Here is a 23,509-nt window from a genome sequence, read left to right as displayed (position 1 = left end):
TCTCGAGGCCGAGGCCCCGCTCAGACATAGAGCCCGGACCCCGCAGGCAGCACCGCCGGGGCACGTGCGGGCGGCGGCTGATCATTGTCGGAGCGCTCGGCGAGCTTCGTGACGGTCGCGAACATCTCGTCGAGCTGCTGATGGTCGAGCGTCTCGGTGCGGAGCAGCTCCGACGCCAATCTGTCGAGGATGCCGCGGTTGTCGTTGAGCACCCGCCAGGCCTCGTCGTGTGCGGTCTCGAGAAGCATCCGTACTGCGGCGTCGACCTGCCTCGCGAGCTGCTCAGAATAGCCGCGCTCGTTCCCCGTCGGGTGCCCGAGAAACATCTCGCCGGACGCGTGTCGGAGCGCCACCGGGCCGACGTCAGCGCTCATGCCGTACTCCGTGACCATCGTGCGCGCGATCGCGGTCGCCGCCTCGATGTCATCGGATGCGCTCGTGGTGGGGTCGTGCAGCACGATCTCCTCGGCTGCCCGCCCTCCCATCAGAGTGGCGAGCTGATCGCGCAACTGGTCGCGGGTGATCGAGTATCGGTCGTCGACCGGCAGGATCGTCGTGTGTCCGAGCGTGCGACCGCGCGGGACGATCGTCACCCGAGCGACCGGGTCGGCCTGTCGCATTGCGGCTGCGGTCACGGCATGGCCGCCCTCGTGGTAGGCCGTGATCAGTCGCTCCTGGTCGCGGATAAGGCGGCTGCGGCGCCGTGGGCCCCCGATGACACGGTCCACGGCCCCGTCGAGGGCGCGATTGTCGATTCGTTGCGCATTGGAGCGCGCCGTGATCAGGGCGGCCTCGTTGAGAAGGTTCGCGAGGTCGGCACCCGTGAAGCCGGGCGTCTTTCGCGCGACGAGGTCGAGGTCGACGCTCGCGGCGAAGGGCTTGCCTCGACTGTGCACCTCGAGGATCTTCCTACGCCCGCGCAGGTCGGGCACATCGACACGGACCTGCCGATCGAAGCGACCAGGGCGCAGCAGTGCGGAATCGAGAACGTCAGGGCGGTTCGTCGCAGCGATCAGGATCACATTCGTGGTGCTGTCGAATCCGTCCATCTCGACGAGCAGCTGGTTCAGCGTCTGCTCGCGCTCGTCGTTGCCGCCGCCGATGCCGGCGCCGCGCATCCGCCCCACCGCGTCGAGTTCGTCGATGAAGATGATCGCCGGCGCATTCTCTTTCGCTTGTTTGAACAGGTCGCGGACCCGACTCGCGCCGACGCCGACGAACATCTCCACGAAGTCCGAGCCGGAGAGGGCGTAGAACGGCACGCCGGCTTCGCCCGCAACCGCGCGGGCCAGCAGAGTCTTGCCGGTGCCCGGCGGCCCGAGCAGCAGGACGCCGCGCGGGATGCGCGCGCCGACGGCGACGAATCTCGCGGGAGTCTGCAGGAAGTCTTTGATCTCCTCGAGTTCCTCGATCGCCTCGTCGGCGCCCGCGACATCGGCGAAGACGACCTTCGGGGTCTGTGCGGAGACGATCTTGGCACGTGACTTGCCGAACTGCATGAGCGTATTGCTGCCGCTGCGCCCCCTGGCGATGACGAACCAGATCAGGCCGCCCACGAGGAGGGCGGGAAGCGCGAGTCCGGCGAGGCTCGCCCACCAGCTCCGTTGGGGAACCACATCGTTGTAGCTCGCGAGGTGGGCGTGATCGATCGCTGCGACGACTGCAGGACCGCGGGGACCGACGTAGGAGAACTGGACAGCGGTCCCGAGGTTTCCGTCGGCCTTCCCCAAAGTCAGGGCGACGGTCTGGTCTCCGCTGTTGATCGTCGCACTGGTTGCTTTTCCGTCGCTCAGAAGCGCGAGGCCGTCACGGGTGCTGACGTCCTTGCTGCCCGCCCTGTTCGTCAGGAGCAGGAACACGATCCCGATGAGCATCAGGAACGGTATGACCTGCAGCAGCCGATAGCGGCGAAGCTTATTCCTGGCGAACACGGACGGTGTATCGCTCCGGTCCACGCGGCGTGTGCACGACGCGGGACGGGAGGCCTGTCAGGATGCTGCGCAACCCCGAGGATTCGGGATCGGCGTGCCGGGGCGCCGCAGGCGGCCCTGCTGTTTGACTCATGACCGGAACGTACGCGCCGGCGATGTGTGCGCTCACAGCCGAGCGGCGGGCGACTCAGCCGGGCGTGGCGCGGGTGAACCGCACGTCCTGGATATTGACGTGGACTGCCAAGATGTTCAGTTCGGTGTGTTTGCCGAGCTGCTGCCGGATGGCTTCCCGCGCGCGGTCGGCAGCAAGCGGGATGCTCTCGCCCCAGGCGACACTGATGTCGACGGTGACGGTAATCGGTTCGCCGGGTACGGTGACGTCACCATCGAGCTGACAGCGCCCCACGATGACTTCCGGAACGCTGTCTCCAGCTGCGCGCACCATACCCCGAACAGCGCCTTCGGTCATTGTGAGATGCGCGCTGGGCGCGGGATGCGTGATGGGGATGTCGCGGCCGGCACGGGCCTCCACCGCGATGCGGTTCATGATGCCGTGCACCCAGCCATCCGGAGGGGCGGGCTCCGCCGCAGCTTGCAGCTCGAGCACGTGCGCCGTCAGGTCACGCAGTCGTTCGAGCGCGGTCAAGGCGATCTGGCAGCCCGGCGACGACTCGATGGAGAAGTTGGTGGGAGTGCGTTCGGCGTCGAGGTAGGTGCTGAGCTCCTCGATCGTGTGACCGTCGAGGTTCGCCGGATCCAGCGCGTCGAAGTCAGCGGACCCTTCTGGGGAGCGCGGATCTGTCATCGCCAGGCCTGCATTTCTCGTGCCATGTTCACTCGCGCCCGGGAGATCAATCCGCGAACGGTGCTTTCCGGCAGTTCCAGGTCCGCCGCGATCTCCCGGTAACTGTACTCGGCCACTTCCTTCAGCAGCCAGCAGCGTCGCTGCCCCGCGGGAAGGGACGCGAGCGCTGTTCCGACCGCAGACGCGAGGGACCGCGTCTGAGCCGCCTGCGCGGGAGAGGCCTCGGCCTCGGCCGGCGGGTCGTAATCGATGATGTCGTCGTGGTCGTGGCGGGCACGGACCCGGTCGATGCTGCGTCGGCTGACGATGCGCATCAGCCAGCTCTTGACCGCTGCCAGGTCCTCGAGCGAATCGAGTTGCTGCCATGCGGTCACGAACGCTTCCTGCACCACGTCGTCGGCTTCGTCGTTCATGCCCAGGATGCTGCGCGCGTACACGCGCATCAACGTGCTGTATCTGCGCACCAGTACTTCGAACGCCTGTGGGTCGCCGTCTGCGGCACGCCCAGCGACAACACGGTCGTCCGAGTCGATCAGCCGGGGGTCGTACCGGGGACCCTTGGCCGACGGCGGAGTGTGGTCATTCACCATGCTTCAGGCTTTCGGATGTTTCTTCCTGACTTCCGTGACGAATCGTCGCACCGACTCGTCCTATCAGTAGAAGCCACAACGCTTCACCTCAGTAGCTCAGGAAAGCATCTCATGGCAGCCACAACCGTTCTTCCCTCCACCGCCACCCTCGCCGACACCGGCGCGGGAAAGACCGTCATCAACGATGGCGTGATCGCCAAGGTCGCCGGCATCGCCGCACGCGAAGTCCCCGGCGTATATGCGCTCGGTGGCGGAGCCGCTCGTGCATTCGGTGCGATCCGCACCGCTATCAACACCACCGACCTCGGCCAGGGCATCAGCGTCGAAGTGGGCGAGACTCAGGTCGCCGTCGACGTGACCCTCGTCGCCGAGTATCCGGTGGCCCTGCAGGACGTGGCGGACCGGGTCCGCGCCGCCGTGACCACGGCGATCCAGACGCTGGTGGGCATGGACGTGACAGAGGTCAACATCACTGTCAACGACGTGCACATCCCCTCCGACGACGACACCGCTGACAGCGACAGCGGTACCGAGGCGCGGGTCCAGTGATCACCGCCACCAAGCTCGACATGCACTCGCTGGTGGACACCTTCCGCGGCAAGCGCACCTCATCATGAGCCGCACCGCCCCGAGGCCGGCCGAGTCGCCGGACGCGGGCGCAGGGCCCGCGCCGGGGCGCACCACCGTCGTACCCCGAGCGCTGGACCGAGTGGTCTCGGCCGTCACCGCGGACACCTTCGGTGTGACAGCACGGGCCGTGCACGTTGAGCTGTCGGACCGTGCTGGCCTACTCGCGGTCCGGGTCCGCACACCCATCCGGGTCATCTCGCTCGAACAGGTGACGCAAATGCCGACGTTCGTCTCAGCGACAGGGGGCACTCTGCTTCGGCACGCCGCCGACGGTCAGAGCGCTATCCGCGAGCGGGTGACCGCGCTCACCGGAGCCGAGATCGCGCACGTGACCGTCGAACTGACCGGCGTCGAGATCCGTGACCGGAGGAGAGCCGCATGAGCACCGAGGATCCATACCCCTACCGGCGGATCCTGCGTCGCGAGACGCATTCGTCACGCGCCGTGCTGGCGACTGCCATCGCGATCGCAGTCATCCTGCTGTGCCTGTACGTCGCCACCGAGATCATCCTGATGATGGTCAGCCACACCGCCCTTCTAGCGGCACCACAGGACATGCTCATCGCCCTCAGCGAACTCGGGGTCACCCCGACCGCAATGCCGATGATCGTCGGCATCCTCCTCGCCGTCCTTGGGCTGCTGCTTCTCATCGGCGCGCTCACACCCGGCCGTCTCGCCCGCCACCAAATGCCCTCCCGCCGCGCCGCGGTCGTTGTGGACAACGAAGTGATCGCCTCGGCACTCGCTCGATCCGCTGCCCATGCGGGGAACATGAGCCCCGACAACACCGCCGTGAGCGTGTCCGCGCACCGCGCCACCGTTCACCTCACCCCGGCCAGCGGAACGCGGGTACGACGTGCGTCAGTCGAACAGGCGGTGCGGGACCAATTGGCGGCATTCGAGCTGTACCCGCCGGTGCGCGCATCCGTAGTGATCGCCGCGAACGGCAAGGTCGGAACATGAACAGCACCAACCGCGCGCTGAACCGCGCCGTGGTCCTCGTGGTCGGACTGCTCACACTTCTCGCTGGTGCCGCGCTCGTCGCGATCGCCACCATTCCCGCGATCCGTGACGGCTACCGCGTGAGCGCGCCGACGCTCCACGACGATTTCACCACGTGGTTCCGGAGCGTCCCCCTGTTCGATACGAACACAAGTTGGGGCTGGATCCTCGTCCTCGCCGCTCTGGCGGTGGTCGTTGTGCTTCTCGTGACCCTCGTCGCACGTCAAGGGCGTGGTCGCCACGACACGCTGCTGCGTGAAGAGACCACAGCGCATGGAGCCACCGTGATCAGCGCCGCAGTCGCACAGCAGGCGATCCAGCATGACCTCGACGGCCGTCCGGAAATCCTCGCCTCTCACGTATTCGCCTGCCGGGTGCGTCGGGCTTCAGTGCTGAAGGTCTCGGTGACGTGCCGGCGTGGAGTATCCCCTCGCCTGGCCGCGCACGTGGTCGAGGACACGCTGAGCGCCCTGGACACCCTCCTCGGCCGCCAGCTCCCGGCCCTGATCCAGGTCAGCGGCGGTTTCCGCGCGCGACTGTCACCCAGGGCCCGCAGCGCGTCTTCCCGAATCCGAACCGACGAGACACCGAAGCAACCGCATGCGTAAGCAGTCGCATGAGCCACGCCAGAGAGCACAGAGACCTGCCCTACGCCGCGGCCGTCACCCTGCGACGTTCCAACCGACGAACCCATTGGAGGCCAAGATGGCCATCTCAAACATCACGAGCATCACGACCGGCGAGTCCGTCACGGGCAGCCCGCACGGGGCCGGATCCATCCGGCGCACCGCGCACGGCGCCTCAGGCGTCGACCGGGCCGGACGGCAGAGCACGGACTTCGCCGACCTTTCCGAGCAGATCCGGCAAGCCGGGCTCCTACGTCGGCGACGGGTCTACTACTGGTCGAAGTTCTGGCTGATCACGCTCGCCCTTGCCGCGCTCGTGGCACTGTTCATTCGAGGCGGTGACACGTGGTGGCAGATGCCGCTCGCAGCGGTGTTCGCCGTCGCGTTCACGCGGGCGGCGTTCCTCGGCCATGACGCGGCGCACCGCCAGGTCTTCCAGTCCGGGCGGTGGAACAACTGGGCGAGCCTCGTCGTCGGCAATCTCTTCGTCGGGATGAGCGTCGGTTGGTGGAACAGCAAGCACAACCGTCACCACGCCAACCCCAACCGTGTCGGCTTCGACCCTGATCTCAACATTCCCGTCGTCGAGCCCGGCGCGCTCATGGAGTTGCGAGACCGCAGTCGCCTCGTCCGGTGGACGCTCGACCACCAGAGCGTCGGATTCTTCCCCTTCCTGTTCTTCCAGGGGGTCATCCTGCACATCTCGAGCTTTGAACGCGTCTTCGGGCGCGGGAGCGTCCCGCATCGCGCGGTAGAGATCAGCCTGATGCTCCTCCGTCTGGGCGGCTTCATCGGCTTGACCTTCCTTGTGCTCTCGCCCGGGCGCGCCGGCACGTTCCTCGGCATCGAGTTCGCCGTGTTCGGCTTCTACCTCGGCGCCGTTTTCGCGATCAATCACATGGGCATGCCGCTCGTCTCCAAGAATCAGAAACTGGACTTCTTCCGTCGCCAGGTCCTGACCGGCCGCAACATCCGTGGCGGGCACTTCACCGCGTTCACCATGGGCGGCCTGAACTACCAGATCGAACACCACCTGTTCCCCTCCATGGCCCGCCCGCAACTGCGCCACGCCGCGCCCCTCGTCCAGGCGTTCTGCCTGGAACGCGGCGTCCCGTACACCGAGACCGGCGTCCGTGAAGCCTTCCGCAGCGTCACCGCGTACATCGACGGCGTCGGACTTGGACACCAGGACCCGTTCGAATGCCCGATGATCGTCGGCCGGCTGACCGCAACACCGGTCGGCTGAACCACATGGATGACCCCATCGATCCGGCCGGGACTCATCGCCTGGGCCATCTATGCGATGTTCAGTTCACCGCGTCCGACAGCTGGTGCATCGCCCTCGCGGCACGCAAAGAACTGCGCCCCCACGTGACCGTGGGGGCGCAGCGAAAGCTATGGGGCTACCGTGCAGCCGGCGCCACGTCCGCCACGGCGTCGAAGGTGATCGCCGCGGCCGTGTCCGCCACATAGCGGGCGCGCTCGCGTTCCGCCGCTGCGAGCTCTGCCGCGTGTGCGGTGCGCTCAGCGTCTTCGGCGCGGGCTGTGTCGCCGATCTCGGCGAGGGTGTGCGCCACCACCTCGGCAAGCCCGTCCTCGAGCTCCTCGAGCGAGGTGTCGTGGATCTCCAACAGTCGGTCGCGAACGCTCAGGGCCCTCGTCGGGTAGCCGCTGGCATCGCGGCGCTCCCATGACAGGGGGTCAGCCATCAGCGCACGCTCAGTGTGTGTGGGGGCACGCGTGAACTCGGCCGTCACGGTGTACCGCTCAGGGCCCGAATATGTACCGACGGTCGCCGGCAGCAAGCTCGCGACCACACCCGTGAGCGCGAGCGGCTCGCCATCGAGCGCGGCGCCCGGCTGCCTGGGCGCGACGGGGAATCGGATCGCCGTTGCGCGTGCGCGCACCGCGTCCCACCGCTGGGCCTCGTCCTTGTCGATGCCGGCAAGGCTGGCGGTCAGCGCGTTCGTGCGCTCGAGATCAGCGGCGCTGAGCTGCTGCAGCAGGCTCGCGAGGACCGAACCGAGCCCCGCTTGCAGCTCCTCCAGGCTCGTGTTCGCGATCTCCAGTCGCCGGTCGCTGACCTTCGTCGTGACCGTGGGGAACCCAGCACGATCGAGCCATGCCCGGGCCTCCGCCCCATTCAGCCCCTGGGTCTCCCCGGCGGACGGCCGACGCGTGAACACCGCGTTGACGGTGTAGCGCTGCGGCCCGCCCGTCGTGTGGACGGTCGCGGGCAGAAGGCTGGTGAGGATGTGGCTGAGTCCCAAGGCAGTACCCGATCCAGCCGACGGAGACATCGTCGACGATCGTGTTGTGTGCTCCATAACCGGACCGTACGCGCCCAACATGCGACCGCTCACAGTTTCATGCGGTCGCAGGCGGGCGGCGGTTCGCGGTCAGGCGACGGGGCGGATGTTCGCAGCCTGAGGGCCCTTCTGGCCGCTCTCGGTGTCGAACTCGACCTTCTGTCCCTCTTCGAGGTTGCGGTACCCGCTGCTCGCGATGGCAGAGAAGTGGGCGAAGACGTCGGCGGTGCCGTCGTCGGGGGCGATGAAGCCGTAGCCCTTTTCGGAGTTGAACCATTTGACGGTGCCAGTAGACATGTCGTTGTCTTTCTTTCGTGTTTTCGGGCCGCGGACGCGGACCGAGGCGCCGTGGCGGCGATGCCGTCGCGGACGTGTGATGCGACGCCACGTGTTCGTCGTCGGAGAGGACAGCGCAAGCTGAGCCTCGTCCAGCGTCGGGAACAGGCCGCCGGAGACGGCGTGGGCGTCGTACAAGAGGAAGCACCCGCCGGTGTCGACGACGTAGCCGGCGAAGTCGCCGTTCAGCGTCGCGACGTGAACGTCGCGGTCAGCTTGGCGCCAGTCGAATCGGGGTACGTCGGAGAGCGGAAGTAGAGCAGGGAGAGAGATCAGGAAGTCGTTTCGTCGTGAACCTCAGCCCGGACGACGACGTCGTAGGGCTAAGGGAAGATCGGGATGCCGGGCAGGCCGGTCACGGCACGATGCCGGTCGACGCGAGAAGCGCCAGCAATGCAGCGTGGTTACGACCGGCGAGAACGTCGGCCGGTGAGGCTGCCGCTTCAGTCTACGGCACATCGCTGAAGCGCAGCGCCATCTGCCTGGAAACGAGCCGGCTCGAGTCACGCGCCGGCCGCCCCCGATTCCGATCAGCGCGCACAACATGTGAGCGCACTCGGCCAAGCAGGGTAGCTTCAGCCGTACTAGGCACACGCGCCATTTCCTCGTCGAAGGCGGGCTGCCCGATGAGCGAAAGGCTCTCGATGACCACCACAGCAATTCACTCCCTTATCGCCGTCCCCTTCGGGCACTCCCGCGACTTCGACTTCGAAGGCCGTTCCGTGACCGTCACCCGCACCGAGAGCGGCCTCCACCTCATCGCCGAGGATCACCGCACCGTCACCATTCACCCGCAGCCCAACGGTCATTACATCCTCTCGGGTCCCGGCGAGACGGACTCGCGATCGGAGCCCGTCAGCTATGAGGAAGCCGTGCGCATCGGCCTCGAGCGCCTCGTTCGCTGACGCGTCCGGCCCAACGCCCCCGTGGTCGTCGCGCGCCTGGCGGCCGAGACTGTATTCGAGTGCAGTGCACTCGGCGAGCAGTGCGGATCGAATGTCCTTCACGGATTCTGAGCCGTCGGTGCATTACCCTGGTGCGACGGACCCGCGCGGCATCTGGCGCCGCGCTAGTCGTCGACGATCGGAGCCCCCACGTGGGCACTCTCAGCTATGCGTACACCGACTATGAGCTCGATGACCGGCTGCTCACGCACCTCAAGGTCGCGATTACGAGCAAGCTGCGTCAGAAGGAAGGCTTTCTGCTCAGCTGGGTCACCCCGTCTGATCGCGGTTCGGGTCGCATCAGCCTCTGGATGTCTCCGGAGATCCCCGTCGCGTATCGCTTTGCCGGGTCGAAGCCGCCGGAACTCAACCGTGTCTGGCTCGATGCTCTGGTGCGATCCGCGCACGGAATTCGCGGCATGATGGCGATGAGCGAGGCCGACGCCATTGAGTACCTCGCGGCGGCCGGCGCATCGACCGCCCCGTAGCCCCCGACGCTGGAGTCCCAGGCCATGCGAGAGTGTCGTTGGCAATCAGCGCCTATTATCTGAAATCACGATGGGCACTCTGAGCTACGCGGGCGCGGACTATGAGTTCGAAGATCGACTTCTCGCGCACCTGAAAATCGCGATCACCACGAAGTTGCGCCTCAAGGAGGGATTCCTGCTGAACTGGCAGATCCCGACCGACCGTGGCTCCGGCCGCGCGAGCATCTGGCTCGCGCCCGACATCCCGCTCGCATTCCGCTTCGGAGGTTCTCGACCGCCCGAGCTCAACCGCCTCTGGCTCGATGCTCTCGCGCGCTCGTCTCATGGGATTCGGGGAATGGTCGTCATGAGCGAGGACGAGGCCCGGAATTACGTTGACGAAGCGGGTCGGTCAACCGCACCATAGCCGTCGCTATTGGTCGAGGCCGAAGCTCGGCCAGTCGACGGGCGGTTCCTCGACGATGGTCGCTCCACGCGTGACGTGCCTGCGTTCGATGAACACCGGCAGCCCCGGGCTGACCACCGCGTCCACATGGTCGCCGTTGGCGAGCGGCAGCCTGAGCACCCCCGCGCCGCGCCGCAAAGCGGTCATGATCCGCTTCTCAAGTCTCCGCGCGCTGGTACCGGAGCGCAGCGCGTAGTGGTTCGGGCCGAGCGTCAGGGTGAGTGCGAGCATCTGTGGCCCTCCTTCGCGCAGGCTGGTACCCGTCGCCTCCCTGCGGTAACCGAGACAGCCCCATGCCGACCGGCCTCAGCCGCATTCGAAGCCCCGGTGTGCACCGCAGCCCGCGACTACATCACACGCACTCGATGGGGTGTCAACGCCTGCCGCTCCTCGTATGCGAGGGTTACGGTCGCCAGATGCCCGATGATGTCTCTCCCCCGACCTGCCCGATCTGCAATAACCCACTCACCGATCGGGGCGATGGGTACTGGTGCCCGGTCGATGAGGTGGCCTTCGAGAAACCGTCCGAGGACTGACCTCGCCGCTCGACCTCAGACCAACAGCTGCAGCGCGCCCGGCTGGACCGTGATCTGCGCACCCGTGATAGTGCCGAAGCTGTCCCCGTCGAGTTCGACTTCCTGTGGCGAGTTGAACTCGACGCTGATCTGACGCGCGCTGTCGAATCGCAGCGCATACGGGCGGCGAGTGACGCGCCGGACGAACCCACCCGTCCGGGTGCGGTGCAGGAACCTCGCGAGCAGAAGACGGACACCGATCTGCATCCAGCCGCGCGCCCCGCCTGGGCGCAAGATGACGGTGTCGAGGATGCCGTCGTCCGGCTGAGCGTCCGGAATGAGGAGGACGCCTCCGGTGAGTGTGCCGCAATTGCCGACGATGATGGTGTGGGCACGCGTGGAGCGGCGACGACGTGCGTCCAGCCGGTAGTGGACCGCGAAGTCGGCATTCTCCATGACCGAGTGCCCGATCGGCTCCGCGTAGGCGAGCCACCCGACGTGCTTCTTCAGCCGAGCATTCGTGCCCGCCGCCATACGCGCATCCAGGCCGATTCCGGCCATCACGAGGAACGCGTTGGAGGTCACGCCGCCGTCGGTGCGCTGCAGGGTTGCGTGGCCGACATCGATAGGGCGCGCCGAACCGGTGAACGCGGACTCCACGGCGGTCTTGGGGTCGTTGATTGGCAGCTTAAGCGCGCGCGCGAAGAGGTTTCCGGTACCGACGGCCGCGATCACGAGCGGGACCTTCGTCCCCGCGAGCTGTTCAGCGACGACGCGGACCGTGCCGTCACCCCCGACGACCACGACGCACGAGGCGCCGGCGGCTGCAGCATCCATGGCCGCCTGTGCGCCATCGTCGTCGCGGCCCGTCTCGAACCACACCGCGCCACTTGATCCATGTCGCGACTCCGCATTTCGAACAATCTCACGGAGCCGCGCGACATCCACCTTGGACGGGTTGAACACGATCGCGATGCGCCGCGCCGTCGGAGGTCGCGGGTCGTCATCATTCATCCCCCGAACCTAGCCGTAGCGTCGCACTCCGTCGCAGCCATTGACAGCCCCGAGGCGGCATGCGACGCCCACGTTGATGGGATCGGCGTTCTGTGGCGTAGGCGCTGGTACGGTCTCCGCATGGTCACGGACGGTGCGGCGGCCGCGCGCGCCACTCGCCAGGTCGGCCGGATGTGCGTGGCGCTGGGTGCGAGCTTCGTGGTGGGATGCCTTGAATCCTGGGCGCAGGGGCTGCTCCCGGCGGCATTCGCTCCCGTGTCGAACTCGGCGAGCGGGTGGGTACTCGTGACGGCGCTCCTCGTCTTCTGGGCGCGTCCGAGGGTCACGGTGGCCGCGATCATCGGGGCGGCGAGCGTCGTTCTTCTGGTCGTGGGGTACGCGATCGTGTCGACTGGCCGCGGATTTCCGTACTCGCCCGTGACGTGGGGAGCCATCGGCATCGTGGTTGGTCCGTTCGTCGGCATCTCCGCGTCGTGGTTGCGGCACGCTGGCCTGCGCGCTGCTCTCGGCGGCGGAGTGCTCGCCGGGATCGGATTCGGAGATGCCCTCTACGGACTGACAACGGTCTCCGACACCACGGGCGTGACCTACTGGGTCGGCATCGGGATCGTCGGCGTCGCACTGTTCACCTACGTGCTCACCCGCTGCGTCACCGGCAGTTCGGCTGCCACGAGAGCAGCCATCGGCACGGCATCGACCGGTAGCGAATCCACCGGCACCCAATCCACCCGCACCGCTTCCACTCGCACCGTATCCGTGCTCGTGCTCATCGGCACAACGGCGGTCTGCGCGCTCGTCCTGGCCGGGGCGCTTCGGCTGAGGTGAGCCGTTCATCGTGAGAGTATCTGCGTATGGATGCAGATACGCGGGTGTGCGGAATGGACCCGGACTCGGAATACGTCGAACTGGCCGTCGAGGTCTTCGGAATGCTCGCCGACGCGACGCGGGTCCGCATCATCCTTGCCCTCCGCCACAGCGGCGAGATGAGTGTGAACCACCTTGCCGACGTGGTCGGCAAGAGCTCCGCGGCCGTCTCTCAGCACCTCGCGAAGCTCCGCCTCGCGAGGATGGTGACCACCCGGCAGGACGGCACGCGCATCTTCTATGGCCTCGCTGACGAGCACGCGTCGGATCTCGTCAGCGACGCGATCAAGCAGGCCGAGCATTCCGTGTCGAACGGCTCGCTTCCCCGCCACCACCACGCGAAGCTGGAAGAGAAGCCGTGAGCACCGACGACCACGACCACCACCACCACGACTCGCACGACCACGACCACGACCACTCGCACGGCCACGGCCATCCCCACGGCGGCGTGCGTGGTTTCCTCTACGACCTGTTCGTGCCGCACACGCACGACGCCGCCGACGCGGTGGACGATGCGCTCGAGGCGAGCCACGCTGGCGTCAACGCGGTCAAGATTTCGATGTTCGCTCTGCTCGGCACGACGATTCTGCAGTTTGTGTTCGTGCTGTTCACGGGGTCGGTCGCCCTACTCGCGGATACGGTGCACAACTTCGCGGACGCCTTGACCGCTATCCCGTTGTGGATCGCGTTCGTCCTGAGCCGCCGCGCTGCAACCCGGCGCTACACGTACGGCTACGGGCGGGCCGAAGACCTTGCCGGGCTCTTCATCGTGTTCGTGGTCGCGCTCTCCGCCGTCGTCGCCGGCTGGCAGGCCGTCGACCGGTTGATCCACCCGCACCCCGTCGAGAACGCCGGGTGGCTCGTCGCTGCCGGCTTCATCGGATTCCTGGGCAACGAGATCGTTGCGGTGTATCGAATCCGCGTGGGGCGAAGAATCGGGTCCTCCGCGCTCGTTGCGGACGGCGTGCACGCGCGACTCGACGGGTTCACATCGCTCTCTGTGGTCATCGGCGCGATCGGCGTCCTCCTCGGCTTCCCTCTCGCCGACCCCATCATCGGGCTTCTCATTGCGATCTCGATCCTGCTGCTGCTCTGGGGCACCGTGAAGTCCGTCGGCGCGCGACTCATGGACGCCGTAGACCCTCAACTCGTCCATCGCGTCGAGCACGCCCTCGAACACGTGGATGGCGTGGCAGGCATCCGCTCTGTTCAGCTGCGGTGGATCGGTCACCGCCTCACGGGAGCGGCCACAATCGAGACGGATGCGATCGACCTCCGCTCGGCCGCGCAGCTTGCCGCGCACGCGACCGAGCACGTGCGGGCCGAGCTGAGGAACGTCGACGATTTCACCGTCACCACGGTCCCCGTGCTGCAGCGATAAGGTCGCCGACGGCCCGATGATCGCTTCGTGACGGCTTCGCGTTCCTCACGATCACCCTCAGCCCGAGCGACGTCGATCCGGGTTGCGACTCGGGCACGGGGGCTCACTGGGCGGGCGCCCTGTCGGTGACTCTGGTCGTGATCGCCACAGACTCGGCGACGGAGCCGGCCGGGAACGTTGGAGCCGCCTTCACTTGGATCCACTGCTCACCGATCAGCAGCCCCGTGGCCGGATCGATGACCAGCTGGTCGTCCTGGTCCGCGTTCGGATCGGCAAGGGTGATGGCAGTCCCGGTCCTGCCCGCGATCGTCGCGCTCTTGTCTGCGACGGTGACGCCCGGCAACTCGGCGAGTGCGCCGTACAGCGTGCTGCGCACCGCCGCCGGCACGAGCCCGGTGACGAGCGCGCCGGTCACCTCCTGCCAGACCATCTCGTCGGTTGACAGGCCACCCGCCTCCCCAGGGAACTTCTTCCGCAGGTAAGCCAGCGCCGCCGTCGAGTTCGCAGGCACGTCGGCAAGCTCGAGATCGAGCATGCTCCCGCCGGAGAAGCGACCACCGGGCCCGGTTTCGGTCCACGCCTTGCCGTTGTACTCCGGCTTCCAATTCGCTTTCGCATCTCCGAGGTACTTGACCGGCGTATCGGCGCTGCCCTGGTACACCCACACCCCCGAACGATCGGCGGGCACATACAGCGTTCGCGTGTAGGTCGACATCGCGGTGATCACGCGGCCGCCGGAATCCGCGACGGTGCCCGCGGCGTACCAGTCGCCGATGATCTCCAGGTATTGACCCGGGCCGACGATCGGATCGGAGTCATGCTGCACCGCGGCCGCCGCCTGCCTCAGCAGTGGCGCAGCCGACGCTGCCTGAGGGTGGCCGCCCCAGCCGATCCCGCTCGCAACGACCGCCCCTATCGCGAGCGTCGCGGCCGCGGCGACGCCGAACCCCCACCGCCGGCGGTGCCGAGGACGCCGCATCTCCGGCGCTGCCTCCGCCGCCATCACGCCGGCAAGAGAGGCGCGCCCGCGTTCGAACGATTCCTCCGGAATTCGGGTCTCACTGCGCATGCTGCGCACGAGCGTCAACTCGTCCATGTTCCACCTCCGCATCGCGGGGCGAGCCCGCCTCGGCGACGGCGCGCAACGTGGTGCGCGCCCTGTTCAGTCGTGACGCGACAGTTCCGACCGGAATGTCGAGCGCCTGCGCGATGCCCGGATAGTCCAGGTCCGCCCACGCATGCAGCAGAAGCACATCCCGATACTTCGCGGGCAGGCGCGCCAGCGCGTCCGCGATGCGCCCGACCAACGCTGCAGCGTCCAGGCGCGTGCCGAGCTGCTCGAAGACATCCGTTGGGACGCTCGCTGCCGCCAGTTCGGCCGCCGCCGATCGGATCGTCCTTGCCTCTTCTCGCGCATGCTTCTTCATGAGCGTCGTCGCGATGCCCATCAGCCACGCGCTGACCTGGCCGCGCTCGGGATCGAACGCGCGACGACGCTGGAACGCCACCAGGAAGGTCTCCGACGTCACGTCGTCAGCGAAGGTCTGCCCGACCCGGCTCGTCGTGTAGCGATAGACCAGGTCGGCGTACCGCTCGTAGAGAGCGCCGAACACGGCCGGTTCGCTTAGAGATCGCAGAACGATCTCGCTGTCGCTGTTCACGACCGGTATTGCAGGATCAGAGCTCTGCGCTTCCAAACGAATCCCGTCCGCGTGCCTCGCACGCCCCGCCCTAGGGGCCGACGGCCTCGTCGGACCTCGCGCTCGCCGGCGCCTTCCATCTGCGGCTGGAGCCCACGATCGCGACACCGATCGCGGCCCCGTAGCCGAGAACAAGCGGCCCCAAGGCCAGTGCATCGTCCCGCCATGGAATGGGGCCCGGCGCGTACACCGCCCACGGGAGCGTCGCGAGCACGATGACGGCCGCGAGCCCGCGTCGCCGGGCGAACGTGAGGACCAGCCCGGCGAACAGGCCGAGGACGGCGGCGCCCCACGCCACGTTCGAGCCGACGACGACGAGAAAGAACAGCGAATCGGTCACGGGCGCTGCTCCGGACAGAAAATCGTGGATCGACCAGCCGCCGGACAGCTTGGCTGCCGGGTAGAGGGAGGCCGCCCACAGCACCGCGCCGATCAGAACCCGGGCCGGCCGCGGCCGGGCGCCGGGCAGCGCGAGGAGCGCGAGCACCGCCGGGAAGAGCACGGGCAGCGCGCGCAGATACGTGAAGCCTCCGAAGTCCACGTGCAGTCCCTCCCAGCCGCCGATCTCGACGTGGCCGAGATGCGCGGTCACGGCCAGTACCAACCCGACGACGACCGTCGCGCCGAGCGCGCCCCGGTAGAGCCACTCGGGCCCCGCGAGCGAAGCCAGCCAGGCCAGGACGCAGAGGCCCGCGACGATGATCGTCGGGCTCAGGAATGGCCCGAAGGAGAGTACCTCTTGGCCGGCGCGGCCGGCGACTGGCGCGAGCCAGTTGGACCGCGCCGTTGCGGCCCACGGCGCCCACTCGAACACCAAGCCGACGACAAGTCCGTAGACCCCGAGGAGCGGAACCATGATCAGCGCGACGGCCTCGCGCACCCGGCTGGGGATGACCGTGTCGAGACGGGCGGCGAGACCGCCCGTCACGAGCGCGGCCTTCTCCGGAACGGTCAACCGGTCACGCCCCTCCTCCTCCGCCACGTCAAGATAGGTGCCGAGCATCGCCGCTCCGCTGTCGGCGCGCCAGCTCGCCGGGTACCACCGGGCCCAGCGCCTGAACTGAGCGCTCAGCCGCCGGCTCACGCCGCGCCTCCCGCGAGCGCTGCCGTGCGACGCAACGCCAGGCGCTCCCGCGTGACCTTCGCCTGCGCCTCCATGTGCTCCGCCTCGCGGCGTAGCGCATCCGCGCCGACGTCGGTCAGTGTGAAGAAGCGACGCAGGCGCCCGTCAGCGATCTCATCGCCGGCACGCTCTACAAGACCGTCTTTCTCGAGCCGATCGAGCGCGGCATACAGAGAACTCACTTTCAGGACCACGCGGCCGCCGCTGAGCTGCTCGGCCTCCTTGAGGATCGCGTAGCCGTGACGCCGGCCGCCGGCCAACACCGCGAGGATCGAGAGCGCGGGATCGCGCAGTTCTTTCGCTGCCATGCCGCGAGAGTATTACATCCGGTGGAATATGCCAACCGTTGATGAACCGTGGCCCTCGACGGTCGTCTAGTGGGGCCTTATGCTCGTCGCAGGTGCGACGCCGCTGTGGCCCGCACCACCCTGGAGCGAAGGGCCCTGCGATGCCTGACGGCACTGACCTGAACGGACCCGGCGACGGCATGTTGTCACTTCTCTTTCCCGTCGTCGGGGTGATCGTGGCACTCGGCGTCGTCGCTGTCTTCGCCACCGTGATCTACCGGCTCATCAGGGACAGGAAGAAGATCGCGTCGTACCGTGAGGCGATGTATGAGCTGCCCGGCGAGATCCTCAAGGCGACCAGGGCCGGGGACACGCAGCGAGCGCAGCTGCTGCAGAACCAGCTGCTGCTGATGCAGCAGCAACAACTCCTCAGTCAGCAGGGCGCCCCGGCGGTGCCCCCGTTCACCGGCCCGAGCGGCGTGCCCGGCGACATCAACGGCGACGGCATCCCCCGATAGGTGACTTCGGCGAGCCGCGTTGGAGCACGTGCCTCTTCCCGCGTCACGGATGCCGTCAGGGCAGCGTCTGTGCGCCGATGACCGACAGCAGTTGCAGCTTCTCGTAACTCTCGCTGCCGGGCTCCGCCGTGTAGACGAGCAGACGGTGGGACTGTTCCGGGTCGAGGAGCGTCTGGCAGTGGAGCTCCAGCGCCCCGACTTCCGGGTGCGTGAACCGCTTGACCTCCGTCGGCCGGATGCCGACCTCGTGGGCATCCCATAGCTCGCGGAACTCCGCGCTGCGCTCGCGAATGATGTCGGCGAGCTGCTGGGCTCGTGATCCTGCGCCGCGCACCGTGGCGATCTCCCGAAGACCCGCCGCGTAGACCCGCGAGAGGCGCGCGCGGTCCGAGGGCGGATACACTTCCCGGGCTGCCGGATCGGTGAACCACCGATACGGCAGGCAGCGCTCCAGCCCTGTGAACCGCGTGGCGTCACCCGTGACGGCGATCCCCATCGGACTCTGCCGGAGCGTCTCGCCGAGTTCGTTGACGATCTCGGCCGGCGTGTCCTGCAGCCGGTCGAGGATGCGCAGCAGACCCGGACTGATGTGGTCACTGCTCGAACCGCGCGCCGGCGGGTTATGGCCCGCCAGCCGGAACACGTGATCCCGTTCGTCCAGGGACAGGTGAAGGCCCTGCGCGATCGAGGCGACCATCTGCTCCGAGGGCGTGGGGCCACTCCCCCGCTCCAGACGCGCGTAGTAGTCGGTCGACATATGGCAGAGCGCTGCGACCTCCTCGCGGCGCAGCCCTGTGGTTCGTCGCCGTGGGCCTCGCTGCAACCCGACGTCCTCGGGTTGAAGCGACTCACGCCGTCGCCGGAGGAACGCTGCGAGCCCCGGCCGATCGATCTCCATGTCCCGCTCCTCGTCCCGGCCGCGCCGGTTCGTCCTTTCTACCTTCGCGGCAGCGTGACAACCACGCCTTGCCGATCCACCCTTCGTCTCCGCGCGCTGATCGTCGATCAGTGGACTGGCCGGCCCTGGAACGGCGACGGATGCTGTCGCAAGGTGGTTCTGACACCCCGGCTCCTTGTTGGGCGCCACATCACGAAGGACACCCCATGCCATCACCCACCGACATCTCCATCCCCGACCTGACCGGCAAGCTCGCGGTCGTCACGGGCGCCAGCGACGGCATCGGGCAGGTGATCGCCACGCGACTCGCCCAGGCGGGCGCCGACGTGGTCATGCCCGTGCGCTCGGCTGCGAAGGGCGAGAGCGCAGCAGCGCGCATCCGCGCTCAGGCGCCGAAGGCGAAGGTCACGACTGCCGGCCTCGACCTGTCCTCGCTCGACTCCGTGGCCGCGCTGGTCGATCAGCTGAACGCGGAAGGCCGTCCGATCGACATCCTGATCAACAACGCGGGCGTCATGACACCGCCGAGCCGGCAGGAGACGAAGGACGGATTCGAGCTCCAGTTCGGCACCAACCATCTCGGACACTTCGCTCTGACGCTGGGTCTGCTACCTCTGCTCAAGGCGGCCCGAGCGCGGGTCACGCATCAGACGAGCATCGCGGCGCGCAGCGGCGAGATCAACTGGGCCGACCTGAACTGGCGGGACAGCTACACCGCGATGAAGGCCTACAGCCAGTCGAAGATCGCCGTGGCCCTCTTCGCCCGCGAACTCGACGACCGCAGCCGAGCCGGCGGGTGGGGCATCTCCAGCAATCTGTCCCATCCCGGCGTCTCACCGACCAATCTGCTCGCCGCGCAGCCCGGAATGGGCCGGCAGAGGGACACGGGCGGCCGTCGCCTGATCCGGGTCCTCTCGCGCCTCGGCATCGCGGGCAGCGTGGCGTCCGCTGCCCTCCCCGCCGTGATGGCCGCAACCGATCCCGCGGCCCATGGCGATCAGTTCTACGGCCCGAAGCGCACGATGGCAGGGCCGCCCGTCGTGTTGGGCCAGCTGTGGGCCCCGATGCGCAGCCTCGATGACGCGCACCGACTCTGGCAGGAATCCGAGCGACTGGTCGGCGTGCGGTTCGCCGCGTAAGCCCGCAGCGGCCACGCATCCGTCTCGCTCGGCGGCCCGTCGCTCGACCGTCAGCCGGCCGCGTGCACCCGCGGCGTCACATGGCGCTCGCCCCACGTGCGCAAGGCGCGCAGCACAGGGCTGATGTCATGACCCGCCTCGGTGAGGAAGTACTCGTCTCGTGGCGGATGCTCGCTGTAGCGACGCTTGTCGATGACGCCCAGGTCCTCCAGCTTCCGCAGACGCAGCGCGAGTGTCTCGCGCGGGGCGCCGGTGTTCACCTGAATGTCGGTGAATCGGCCCACGCCGAAGTCCAGCTCGCGAAGCACCAGCAGCGACCAGCGCTCCCCGACCACGTCGAGCGCGTCGGCGATCGAACATACTCGCGGCGCACCCAGATTCGTCCGTTCGCTTTCCTGACTCACACGTATATCGTACCGGTGACCGGCTGAACTGAACGTGAGCAGGCACGAGGCGTGCAGTCGCCCAGGTACCCCGTCACCTCTCCTGCAGCGCGGCAGCTCCGTCGACGAGAGCGAGGCGCAGCTTGGTCTCGTCGTCGCTTCCCGGTCGCGCCGTGTAGATCACGACCTTCAGGTCCGTGTCGCTGTCGTTCAGTACGTCGCAGTCGAGGGTGATCTCGCCGACCCCGGGGCGCGTCACGGTCTTGCGGTCCTCTGCGTGGCCGCCGACCGCGCCTTCGGCCCAGAGCTGCGCGAAGCGCGGGTTTCCCTCGATCGTTCGCGCGATCAGGCCGGCAAGCCGCTCGTCGGCCGGGTAGCGGCCCGAGGCACGACGCAGGTCGGAGACGATCGCACGATCGGAACCTTCTGCGTTCTCCGCCGCCACGGGCCAGATGGCAATGCGCCCGCGGTCCTCCGCAGTCGGAAACCGGGACTTCACGAGGTTGCGGTCCGCGGGCTCGACAGTCCGGGGGTCTCCAAGAACGGCAGCCCATGGCCTGTTCCACCAGACCAGGCGCCAGTCGGCGGCGAAGACCGCGGCCGGAGTCTCGCCGAGGCGGCTGATGACGCGCTGCATCCCCGGCGGGATGTGCTCGGTGAGCATACCGTCCGCCGGCGGCTGCAAGCCCGCGAGCAGGTACAGGTGATCACGCTCTTCGCGCGTGAGCTGCAGCGCCCGGGCGAGTGAGCTCAGGATCTGCGCCGAAGGCGTCCCGACTCTGCCCTGCTCGAGCTTGACGACGTAGTCCACGGAGATCTGCGCGATCTCGGCCAGCTCTTCTCGCCGCAGTCCCGTCGCGCGCCGACCTCGTACCGCCGGGAGGCCGACCGCCTCGGGTGGCAGTCGATCCCGCCAGGCGCGGATCGTGGCCCCGAGGCTCGTCTCCAACTTCATACCCGTCATTCTGACCGCCCCCAGCGCGCCGAGGGTGGTACGCGGTTTCCTACTGTCGTGCCCGGCCTGGCTGATTCATCCGCTCCGGATGAACCTGGATTCATGAGCAACGACATCATCTTCATCACCGGGGCGAACAAGGGCCTCGGCTTCGAGACCGCGCGACGCCTTACCGAGCTCGGCCACACCGTCATCCTCGGAGCCCGAGGACGCCAACAGGGCGAGGACGCCGCCGCGAAGCTCGGCATCCGCTACGTCCCGATCGACGTGACCAGTGACGCCTCCGTCGCCGGCGCCGTCGCAGACGTGGAAGCGCACGAGGGTCACGTCGACGTGCTGATCAACAACGCAGGGATCATCGGCTCGACCGCGCCGACCGATCAGCTCACGGGTGCCGACGCCCAGCTCGTCTTCGACACCAACGTCGCGAGCGTCGTGCGCGTGACCAACGCGTTCCTTCCCCTGCTGCGCAAGTCCGCGGAGCCGGCGGTCGTCAACGTGAGCTCCGGCATGGGGTCGCTCGCTCTCACTCACGACCCGGAACGGGTGGAGTCGAAGATCGTCTCGCCGCTCTACACGGCCTCGAAGGCCGCGGTCACGATGCTGACCACGCAGTACGCCAAAGCGATCCCGGTTGTCCGCTTCAACGCCGCGGACCCTGGCTACACCGCCACCGACCTCAACGGACACCGCGGCACGCAGACCGTCACCGAGGGCACCGACGCCATCGTCACCCTCGCCACCGAGGCACCCGAGGCCGGCACCGGCCGCTTCATCGACCGCTTCGGCCCGATCACGTGGTGACCGAGCCGCAAGCGACACAGAAAGCCGAACCGCTACGAACCGCTCGGGCGCTGGGAACTGAAGCCGCAGTCAGTGCGCCGTGGCCGCCGACTTCGCCCGTGGGATGGACCCGTTCGCGACCAAGTCGATGTCGGAGACGGTCACGTCGTGTCCGTCAGTGCAGCGCAATTGGGCCTCGACCGGGGCGCCGCAGTCGCGGTGCTGAATGTCTACATTCGCGCCACCGCGCCAGCGCTTCATCCAGACCATCATCGACGCGAGAACGGGGAAGAAGTCGACGCCCGCTTCGGTCAGGTGGTACTCGAACCGGCCGCGCCTGCCGGGTTCCTGATACCGGATACGTTCCAGAAGACCCTCTTCGACCAACGATTTGAGGCGCGCGGCGGCGATCGCCTCACTGATTCCTGCCCGCTCGACGAAGTCGTCGAAGCGTGTCGTGCCGTAGAACGCCTCCCGCATCACCAGGAATGACGAGCGGTTTCCCACGATGTCGAGCGTCCCCGCGATCGGACACCGCGACGCGTCCCAATCCGACCGCGGGTCGAGCGTTCCCGTCATCCGCAGAGCAGTGTCAGCCATGCGTTGACTCTACGAGGGCGAGCTTCACCTAGGCGAAGTCAGACGCGCTCGGCACGCGGCCCCGCGACCGATGTGCTCGCGGCCGTCCAAGGCCGTCCTAGCCTGCTAACTTGAACATCATGAAGTCAGCAGCTACGACGGCCGCCCACTGATGCGCGTCCTGATAGTCGGTGTCGGCGCGGTCGGCGGTTTCTTCGGAGCGGCGCTCGCGCAGGCAGGCGCCGACGTGACGTTCCTGGCCAGGGGGCGGCGGCTCGAGCAGCTGCGCGCGAGCGGCGTCGAGATCGTGCAGACGGATGCCTCTCGCACGGCCACCCCGGTGAATGCGGTGCCGGCAGCCGAGCTCGAGGGACCGTACGACCTCGTGATCCTCGCGGTGAAGGGCACGGCCGTCGAACCGGCGATCGCAGACATCCGCTCTCACCTCGGCCCTGACACCGCGATCCTGCCGCTTCTCAACGGCATCGCTCACCTCGCGACTCTCACCCGCCTCGTCGGAGCCCCCCGCGTGCTCGGCGGAGTGGGCATCGTCGCGACGGAACTGCTCGATGACGGCTCGATCCTGCAGCTGGCCCCTGCTGCGAGCATCACCTTCGGCGAGCTGGACGGCACCCGTTCCGCGCGGGTCGAGACGATTGCGCGGCTGTTCGCCCCGGCGGCATTCGACAGCGCGATCTCGACCACGATCGAGCAGGACATGTGGGAGAAATGGTTCTTCATGGCCACCGGCGGCGCGTCGACGGTGCTGCTCGGCGGCGACGTGGGCGAGATAGCGGATGCCTCGGGCGGAGCATCCGTCGTGCTCGACATCATCGCGGAGGCAGCCGCGACCGCCGCCTCCGCCGGTCACGCGATCAGGCCAGAGGCCGTGAACCGCGTCACGGCGACGCTCACCACGGCGGGTTCGCCGTTCACGACCTCGCTCTACCGCGATTTCCGCGCGGGCCGGGCGGCGGAGTCCGAGCCGATCCTCGGCGACCTGGTCGCCGTCGCCGAGCGTGGGCAGCTGCAGGTGCCACTGCTGCGCGCTGCCGCCGTCCGCCTGCGCACCCACAACGCGCGTGTCGCCGCAAAGGCGCAGGAGCGTCGATGATCGACGTCGAGGCGCTGCGCGTGCGCCCGTACCGCCAACTCGCCGACGAGGGCCGCGTCGCCGGCAGCGCGCAGATCGCGGCCGAGCTCGGCGTCACCCCCGACGAGGCGGCGGATGCTTTCCGAGCACTGCATGACGACCGCCAGCTCG

At 67.9% G+C, this 23,509-nt stretch carries 30 protein-coding genes; 15 read left to right on the top strand and 15 right to left on the bottom strand.

All coding sequences use genetic code 11. The features are described 5' to 3' along the window. Positions 1-20: 20 nt before the first annotated feature. From ftsH to ACFOYW_RS04855, 3 genes are all read right to left on the bottom strand, one after another. A complete protein-coding gene (gene ftsH / locus ACFOYW_RS04865; protein WP_390227900.1) occupies positions 21-1,874 on the bottom strand; it encodes an ATP-dependent zinc metalloprotease FtsH in 1,854 nt (617 codons plus the stop codon). A gap of 244 nt (positions 1,875-2,118) precedes the next feature. Further along, on the bottom strand, positions 2,119-2,736 hold the full coding sequence (locus ACFOYW_RS04860; RefSeq protein ID WP_390227584.1) for an Asp23/Gls24 family envelope stress response protein: 618 nt from the start codon (positions 2,734-2,736) through the stop codon (positions 2,119-2,121). After that, positions 2,733-3,269 carry an RNA polymerase sigma factor gene (locus ACFOYW_RS04855; protein ID WP_390227899.1) on the bottom strand — a complete coding sequence of 179 codons (537 nt, stop codon included), beginning with the start codon at positions 3,267-3,269 and terminating at the stop codon, positions 2,733-2,735. Before ACFOYW_RS04855 ends, ACFOYW_RS04860 begins: the two co-directional genes overlap by 4 nt. 168 nt (positions 3,270-3,437) lie before the next feature. Here ACFOYW_RS04855 and ACFOYW_RS04850 point away from each other — a divergent pair, with 168 nt between their 5' ends. The 5 genes from ACFOYW_RS04850 to ACFOYW_RS04830 all read left to right on the top strand — a co-directional run bounded on the left by ACFOYW_RS04850 (position 3,438) and on the right by ACFOYW_RS04830 (position 6,830). After that, entirely contained in the window at positions 3,438-3,875 is a 438-nt protein-coding gene (locus ACFOYW_RS04850; RefSeq protein ID WP_390227582.1) for an Asp23/Gls24 family envelope stress response protein, read from the top strand. Positions 3,876-3,939: 64 nt separating this feature from the next. Beyond that, positions 3,940-4,338 (top strand): hypothetical protein, encoded by a 399-nt coding sequence (locus ACFOYW_RS04845; protein WP_390227580.1) that lies wholly within the window; start codon positions 3,940-3,942, stop codon positions 4,336-4,338. Beyond that, complete coding sequence (locus ACFOYW_RS04840; protein ID WP_390227578.1) at positions 4,335-4,919, top strand: hypothetical protein; 585 nt, start codon at positions 4,335-4,337, stop codon at positions 4,917-4,919. The genes ACFOYW_RS04845 and ACFOYW_RS04840 overlap by 4 nt, the downstream gene beginning before the upstream one ends. Continuing rightward, positions 4,916-5,566, top strand: a complete 651-nt coding sequence (locus ACFOYW_RS04835) for a hypothetical protein (RefSeq protein ID WP_390227577.1) — start codon at positions 4,916-4,918, stop codon at positions 5,564-5,566. The genes ACFOYW_RS04840 and ACFOYW_RS04835 overlap by 4 nt, the downstream gene beginning before the upstream one ends. A gap of 97 nt (positions 5,567-5,663) precedes the next feature. Further along, entirely contained in the window at positions 5,664-6,830 is a 1,167-nt protein-coding gene (locus ACFOYW_RS04830; protein ID WP_390227575.1) for a fatty acid desaturase family protein, read from the top strand. 157 nt (positions 6,831-6,987) lie between these two features. Here ACFOYW_RS04830 and ACFOYW_RS04825 read toward each other — a convergent pair whose 3' ends face one another. Together ACFOYW_RS04825 and ACFOYW_RS04820 are read right to left on the bottom strand one after the other, a co-directional pair. Next, complete coding sequence (locus ACFOYW_RS04825; RefSeq protein ID WP_390227574.1) at positions 6,988-7,911, bottom strand: hypothetical protein; 924 nt, start codon at positions 7,909-7,911, stop codon at positions 6,988-6,990. A 72-nt stretch (positions 7,912-7,983) separates the two neighbouring features. Then, complete coding sequence (locus tag ACFOYW_RS04820; protein WP_390227898.1) at positions 7,984-8,190, bottom strand: cold-shock protein; 207 nt, start codon at positions 8,188-8,190, stop codon at positions 7,984-7,986. 683 nt (positions 8,191-8,873) lie between these two features. On the opposite strand from ACFOYW_RS04820, the gene ACFOYW_RS04815 reads away from it, so the two are divergent. The 3 genes from ACFOYW_RS04815 to ACFOYW_RS04805 all read left to right on the top strand — a co-directional run bounded on the left by ACFOYW_RS04815 (position 8,874) and on the right by ACFOYW_RS04805 (position 10,067). Next, the gene (locus tag ACFOYW_RS04815) at positions 8,874-9,134 is read left to right on the top strand and encodes a hypothetical protein (RefSeq protein ID WP_390227573.1); all 261 of its coding nucleotides are present in this window, start codon (positions 8,874-8,876) and stop codon (positions 9,132-9,134) included. Positions 9,135-9,325: 191 nt separating this feature from the next. Beyond that, the gene (locus ACFOYW_RS04810) at positions 9,326-9,661 is read left to right on the top strand and encodes a DUF7882 family protein (protein ID WP_390227572.1); all 336 of its coding nucleotides are present in this window, start codon (positions 9,326-9,328) and stop codon (positions 9,659-9,661) included. A gap of 70 nt (positions 9,662-9,731) precedes the next feature. After that, positions 9,732-10,067 (top strand): DUF7882 family protein, encoded by a 336-nt coding sequence (locus ACFOYW_RS04805; protein ID WP_390227570.1) that lies wholly within the window; start codon positions 9,732-9,734, stop codon positions 10,065-10,067. A gap of 6 nt (positions 10,068-10,073) precedes the next feature. Here the strand turns inward: ACFOYW_RS04805 and ACFOYW_RS04800 are convergent, their stop codons facing one another. Both ACFOYW_RS04800 and ACFOYW_RS04795 read right to left on the bottom strand, forming a co-directional pair. Further along, positions 10,074-10,337, bottom strand: a complete 264-nt coding sequence (locus tag ACFOYW_RS04800) for a hypothetical protein (RefSeq protein ID WP_390227568.1) — start codon at positions 10,335-10,337, stop codon at positions 10,074-10,076. Between the two features lie 320 nt (positions 10,338-10,657). Further along, entirely contained in the window at positions 10,658-11,635 is a 978-nt protein-coding gene (locus ACFOYW_RS04795) for a diacylglycerol/lipid kinase family protein (RefSeq protein ID WP_390227567.1), read from the bottom strand. A gap of 120 nt (positions 11,636-11,755) precedes the next feature. On the opposite strand from ACFOYW_RS04795, the gene ACFOYW_RS04790 reads away from it, so the two are divergent. The 3 genes from ACFOYW_RS04790 to ACFOYW_RS04780 are packed head-to-tail and all read left to right on the top strand — an operon-like array spanning position 11,756 to position 13,880. Then, positions 11,756-12,460 (top strand): DUF6518 family protein, encoded by a 705-nt coding sequence (locus tag ACFOYW_RS04790; RefSeq protein ID WP_390227565.1) that lies wholly within the window; start codon positions 11,756-11,758, stop codon positions 12,458-12,460. A 26-nt stretch (positions 12,461-12,486) separates the two neighbouring features. Next, positions 12,487-12,861, top strand: coding sequence for an ArsR/SmtB family transcription factor (locus ACFOYW_RS04785; protein WP_390227564.1), 375 nt, complete (start codon positions 12,487-12,489; stop codon positions 12,859-12,861). After that, positions 12,858-13,880: a cation diffusion facilitator family transporter gene (locus ACFOYW_RS04780; RefSeq protein ID WP_390227562.1), complete on the top strand. Its 1,023-nt coding sequence runs from the start codon at positions 12,858-12,860 to the stop codon at positions 13,878-13,880. The genes ACFOYW_RS04785 and ACFOYW_RS04780 overlap by 4 nt, the downstream gene beginning before the upstream one ends. Before the next feature lie 103 nt (positions 13,881-13,983). On the opposite strand, the gene ACFOYW_RS04775 is transcribed toward ACFOYW_RS04780, so the two are convergent. The 4 genes from ACFOYW_RS04775 to ACFOYW_RS04760 all read right to left on the bottom strand — a co-directional run bounded on the left by ACFOYW_RS04775 (position 13,984) and on the right by ACFOYW_RS04760 (position 17,011). Beyond that, entirely contained in the window at positions 13,984-14,976 is a 993-nt protein-coding gene (locus ACFOYW_RS04775; protein ID WP_390227560.1) for a CU044_5270 family protein, read from the bottom strand. Then, positions 14,939-15,541, bottom strand: coding sequence for an RNA polymerase sigma factor (locus tag ACFOYW_RS04770; protein WP_390227559.1), 603 nt, complete (start codon positions 15,539-15,541; stop codon positions 14,939-14,941). Before ACFOYW_RS04770 ends, ACFOYW_RS04775 begins: the two co-directional genes overlap by 38 nt. A gap of 70 nt (positions 15,542-15,611) precedes the next feature. Then, entirely contained in the window at positions 15,612-16,664 is a 1,053-nt protein-coding gene (locus ACFOYW_RS04765; RefSeq protein WP_390227557.1) for a hypothetical protein, read from the bottom strand. Continuing rightward, positions 16,661-17,011 carry a PadR family transcriptional regulator gene (locus tag ACFOYW_RS04760; RefSeq protein WP_390227555.1) on the bottom strand — a complete coding sequence of 117 codons (351 nt, stop codon included), beginning with the start codon at positions 17,009-17,011 and terminating at the stop codon, positions 16,661-16,663. Before ACFOYW_RS04760 ends, ACFOYW_RS04765 begins: the two co-directional genes overlap by 4 nt. A gap of 140 nt (positions 17,012-17,151) precedes the next feature. Here ACFOYW_RS04760 and ACFOYW_RS04755 point away from each other — a divergent pair, with 140 nt between their 5' ends. Beyond that, complete coding sequence (locus tag ACFOYW_RS04755; protein ID WP_390227553.1) at positions 17,152-17,508, top strand: hypothetical protein; 357 nt, start codon at positions 17,152-17,154, stop codon at positions 17,506-17,508. A gap of 55 nt (positions 17,509-17,563) precedes the next feature. Here ACFOYW_RS04755 and ACFOYW_RS04750 read toward each other — a convergent pair whose 3' ends face one another. Next, the gene (locus ACFOYW_RS04750) at positions 17,564-18,406 is read right to left on the bottom strand and encodes a helix-turn-helix transcriptional regulator (protein WP_390227552.1); all 843 of its coding nucleotides are present in this window, start codon (positions 18,404-18,406) and stop codon (positions 17,564-17,566) included. A 206-nt stretch (positions 18,407-18,612) separates the two neighbouring features. Here ACFOYW_RS04750 and ACFOYW_RS04745 point away from each other — a divergent pair, with 206 nt between their 5' ends. After that, positions 18,613-19,545: an SDR family oxidoreductase gene (locus tag ACFOYW_RS04745; RefSeq protein WP_390227550.1), complete on the top strand. Its 933-nt coding sequence runs from the start codon at positions 18,613-18,615 to the stop codon at positions 19,543-19,545. Between the two features lie 50 nt (positions 19,546-19,595). Here ACFOYW_RS04745 and ACFOYW_RS04740 read toward each other — a convergent pair whose 3' ends face one another. Together ACFOYW_RS04740 and ACFOYW_RS04735 are read right to left on the bottom strand one after the other, a co-directional pair. Further along, a complete protein-coding gene (locus ACFOYW_RS04740) occupies positions 19,596-19,949 on the bottom strand; it encodes a winged helix-turn-helix transcriptional regulator (protein WP_390227549.1) in 354 nt (117 codons plus the stop codon). A gap of 73 nt (positions 19,950-20,022) precedes the next feature. Further along, complete coding sequence (locus tag ACFOYW_RS04735; protein ID WP_390227547.1) at positions 20,023-20,883, bottom strand: helix-turn-helix transcriptional regulator; 861 nt, start codon at positions 20,881-20,883, stop codon at positions 20,023-20,025. Positions 20,884-20,985: 102 nt separating this feature from the next. Between ACFOYW_RS04735 and ACFOYW_RS04730 the strand changes: the two genes are divergently transcribed. Then, entirely contained in the window at positions 20,986-21,687 is a 702-nt protein-coding gene (locus ACFOYW_RS04730) for an SDR family NAD(P)-dependent oxidoreductase (RefSeq protein ID WP_390227544.1), read from the top strand. A gap of 69 nt (positions 21,688-21,756) precedes the next feature. Here the strand turns inward: ACFOYW_RS04730 and ACFOYW_RS04725 are convergent, their stop codons facing one another. Next, positions 21,757-22,266: a winged helix-turn-helix transcriptional regulator gene (locus ACFOYW_RS04725; RefSeq protein ID WP_390227543.1), complete on the bottom strand. Its 510-nt coding sequence runs from the start codon at positions 22,264-22,266 to the stop codon at positions 21,757-21,759. A gap of 151 nt (positions 22,267-22,417) precedes the next feature. Here ACFOYW_RS04725 and ACFOYW_RS04720 point away from each other — a divergent pair, with 151 nt between their 5' ends. Next, the gene (locus tag ACFOYW_RS04720; protein ID WP_390227541.1) at positions 22,418-23,359 is read left to right on the top strand and encodes a 2-dehydropantoate 2-reductase; all 942 of its coding nucleotides are present in this window, start codon (positions 22,418-22,420) and stop codon (positions 23,357-23,359) included. Positions 23,360-23,509 lie beyond the last annotated feature (150 nt).

This window comes from Gryllotalpicola reticulitermitis, assembly GCF_042651345.1.
Lineage (GTDB): Bacteria > Actinomycetota > Actinomycetes > Actinomycetales > Microbacteriaceae > Gryllotalpicola > Gryllotalpicola reticulitermitis.
This window is presented reverse-complemented; position numbering and strand designations above follow the sequence as displayed.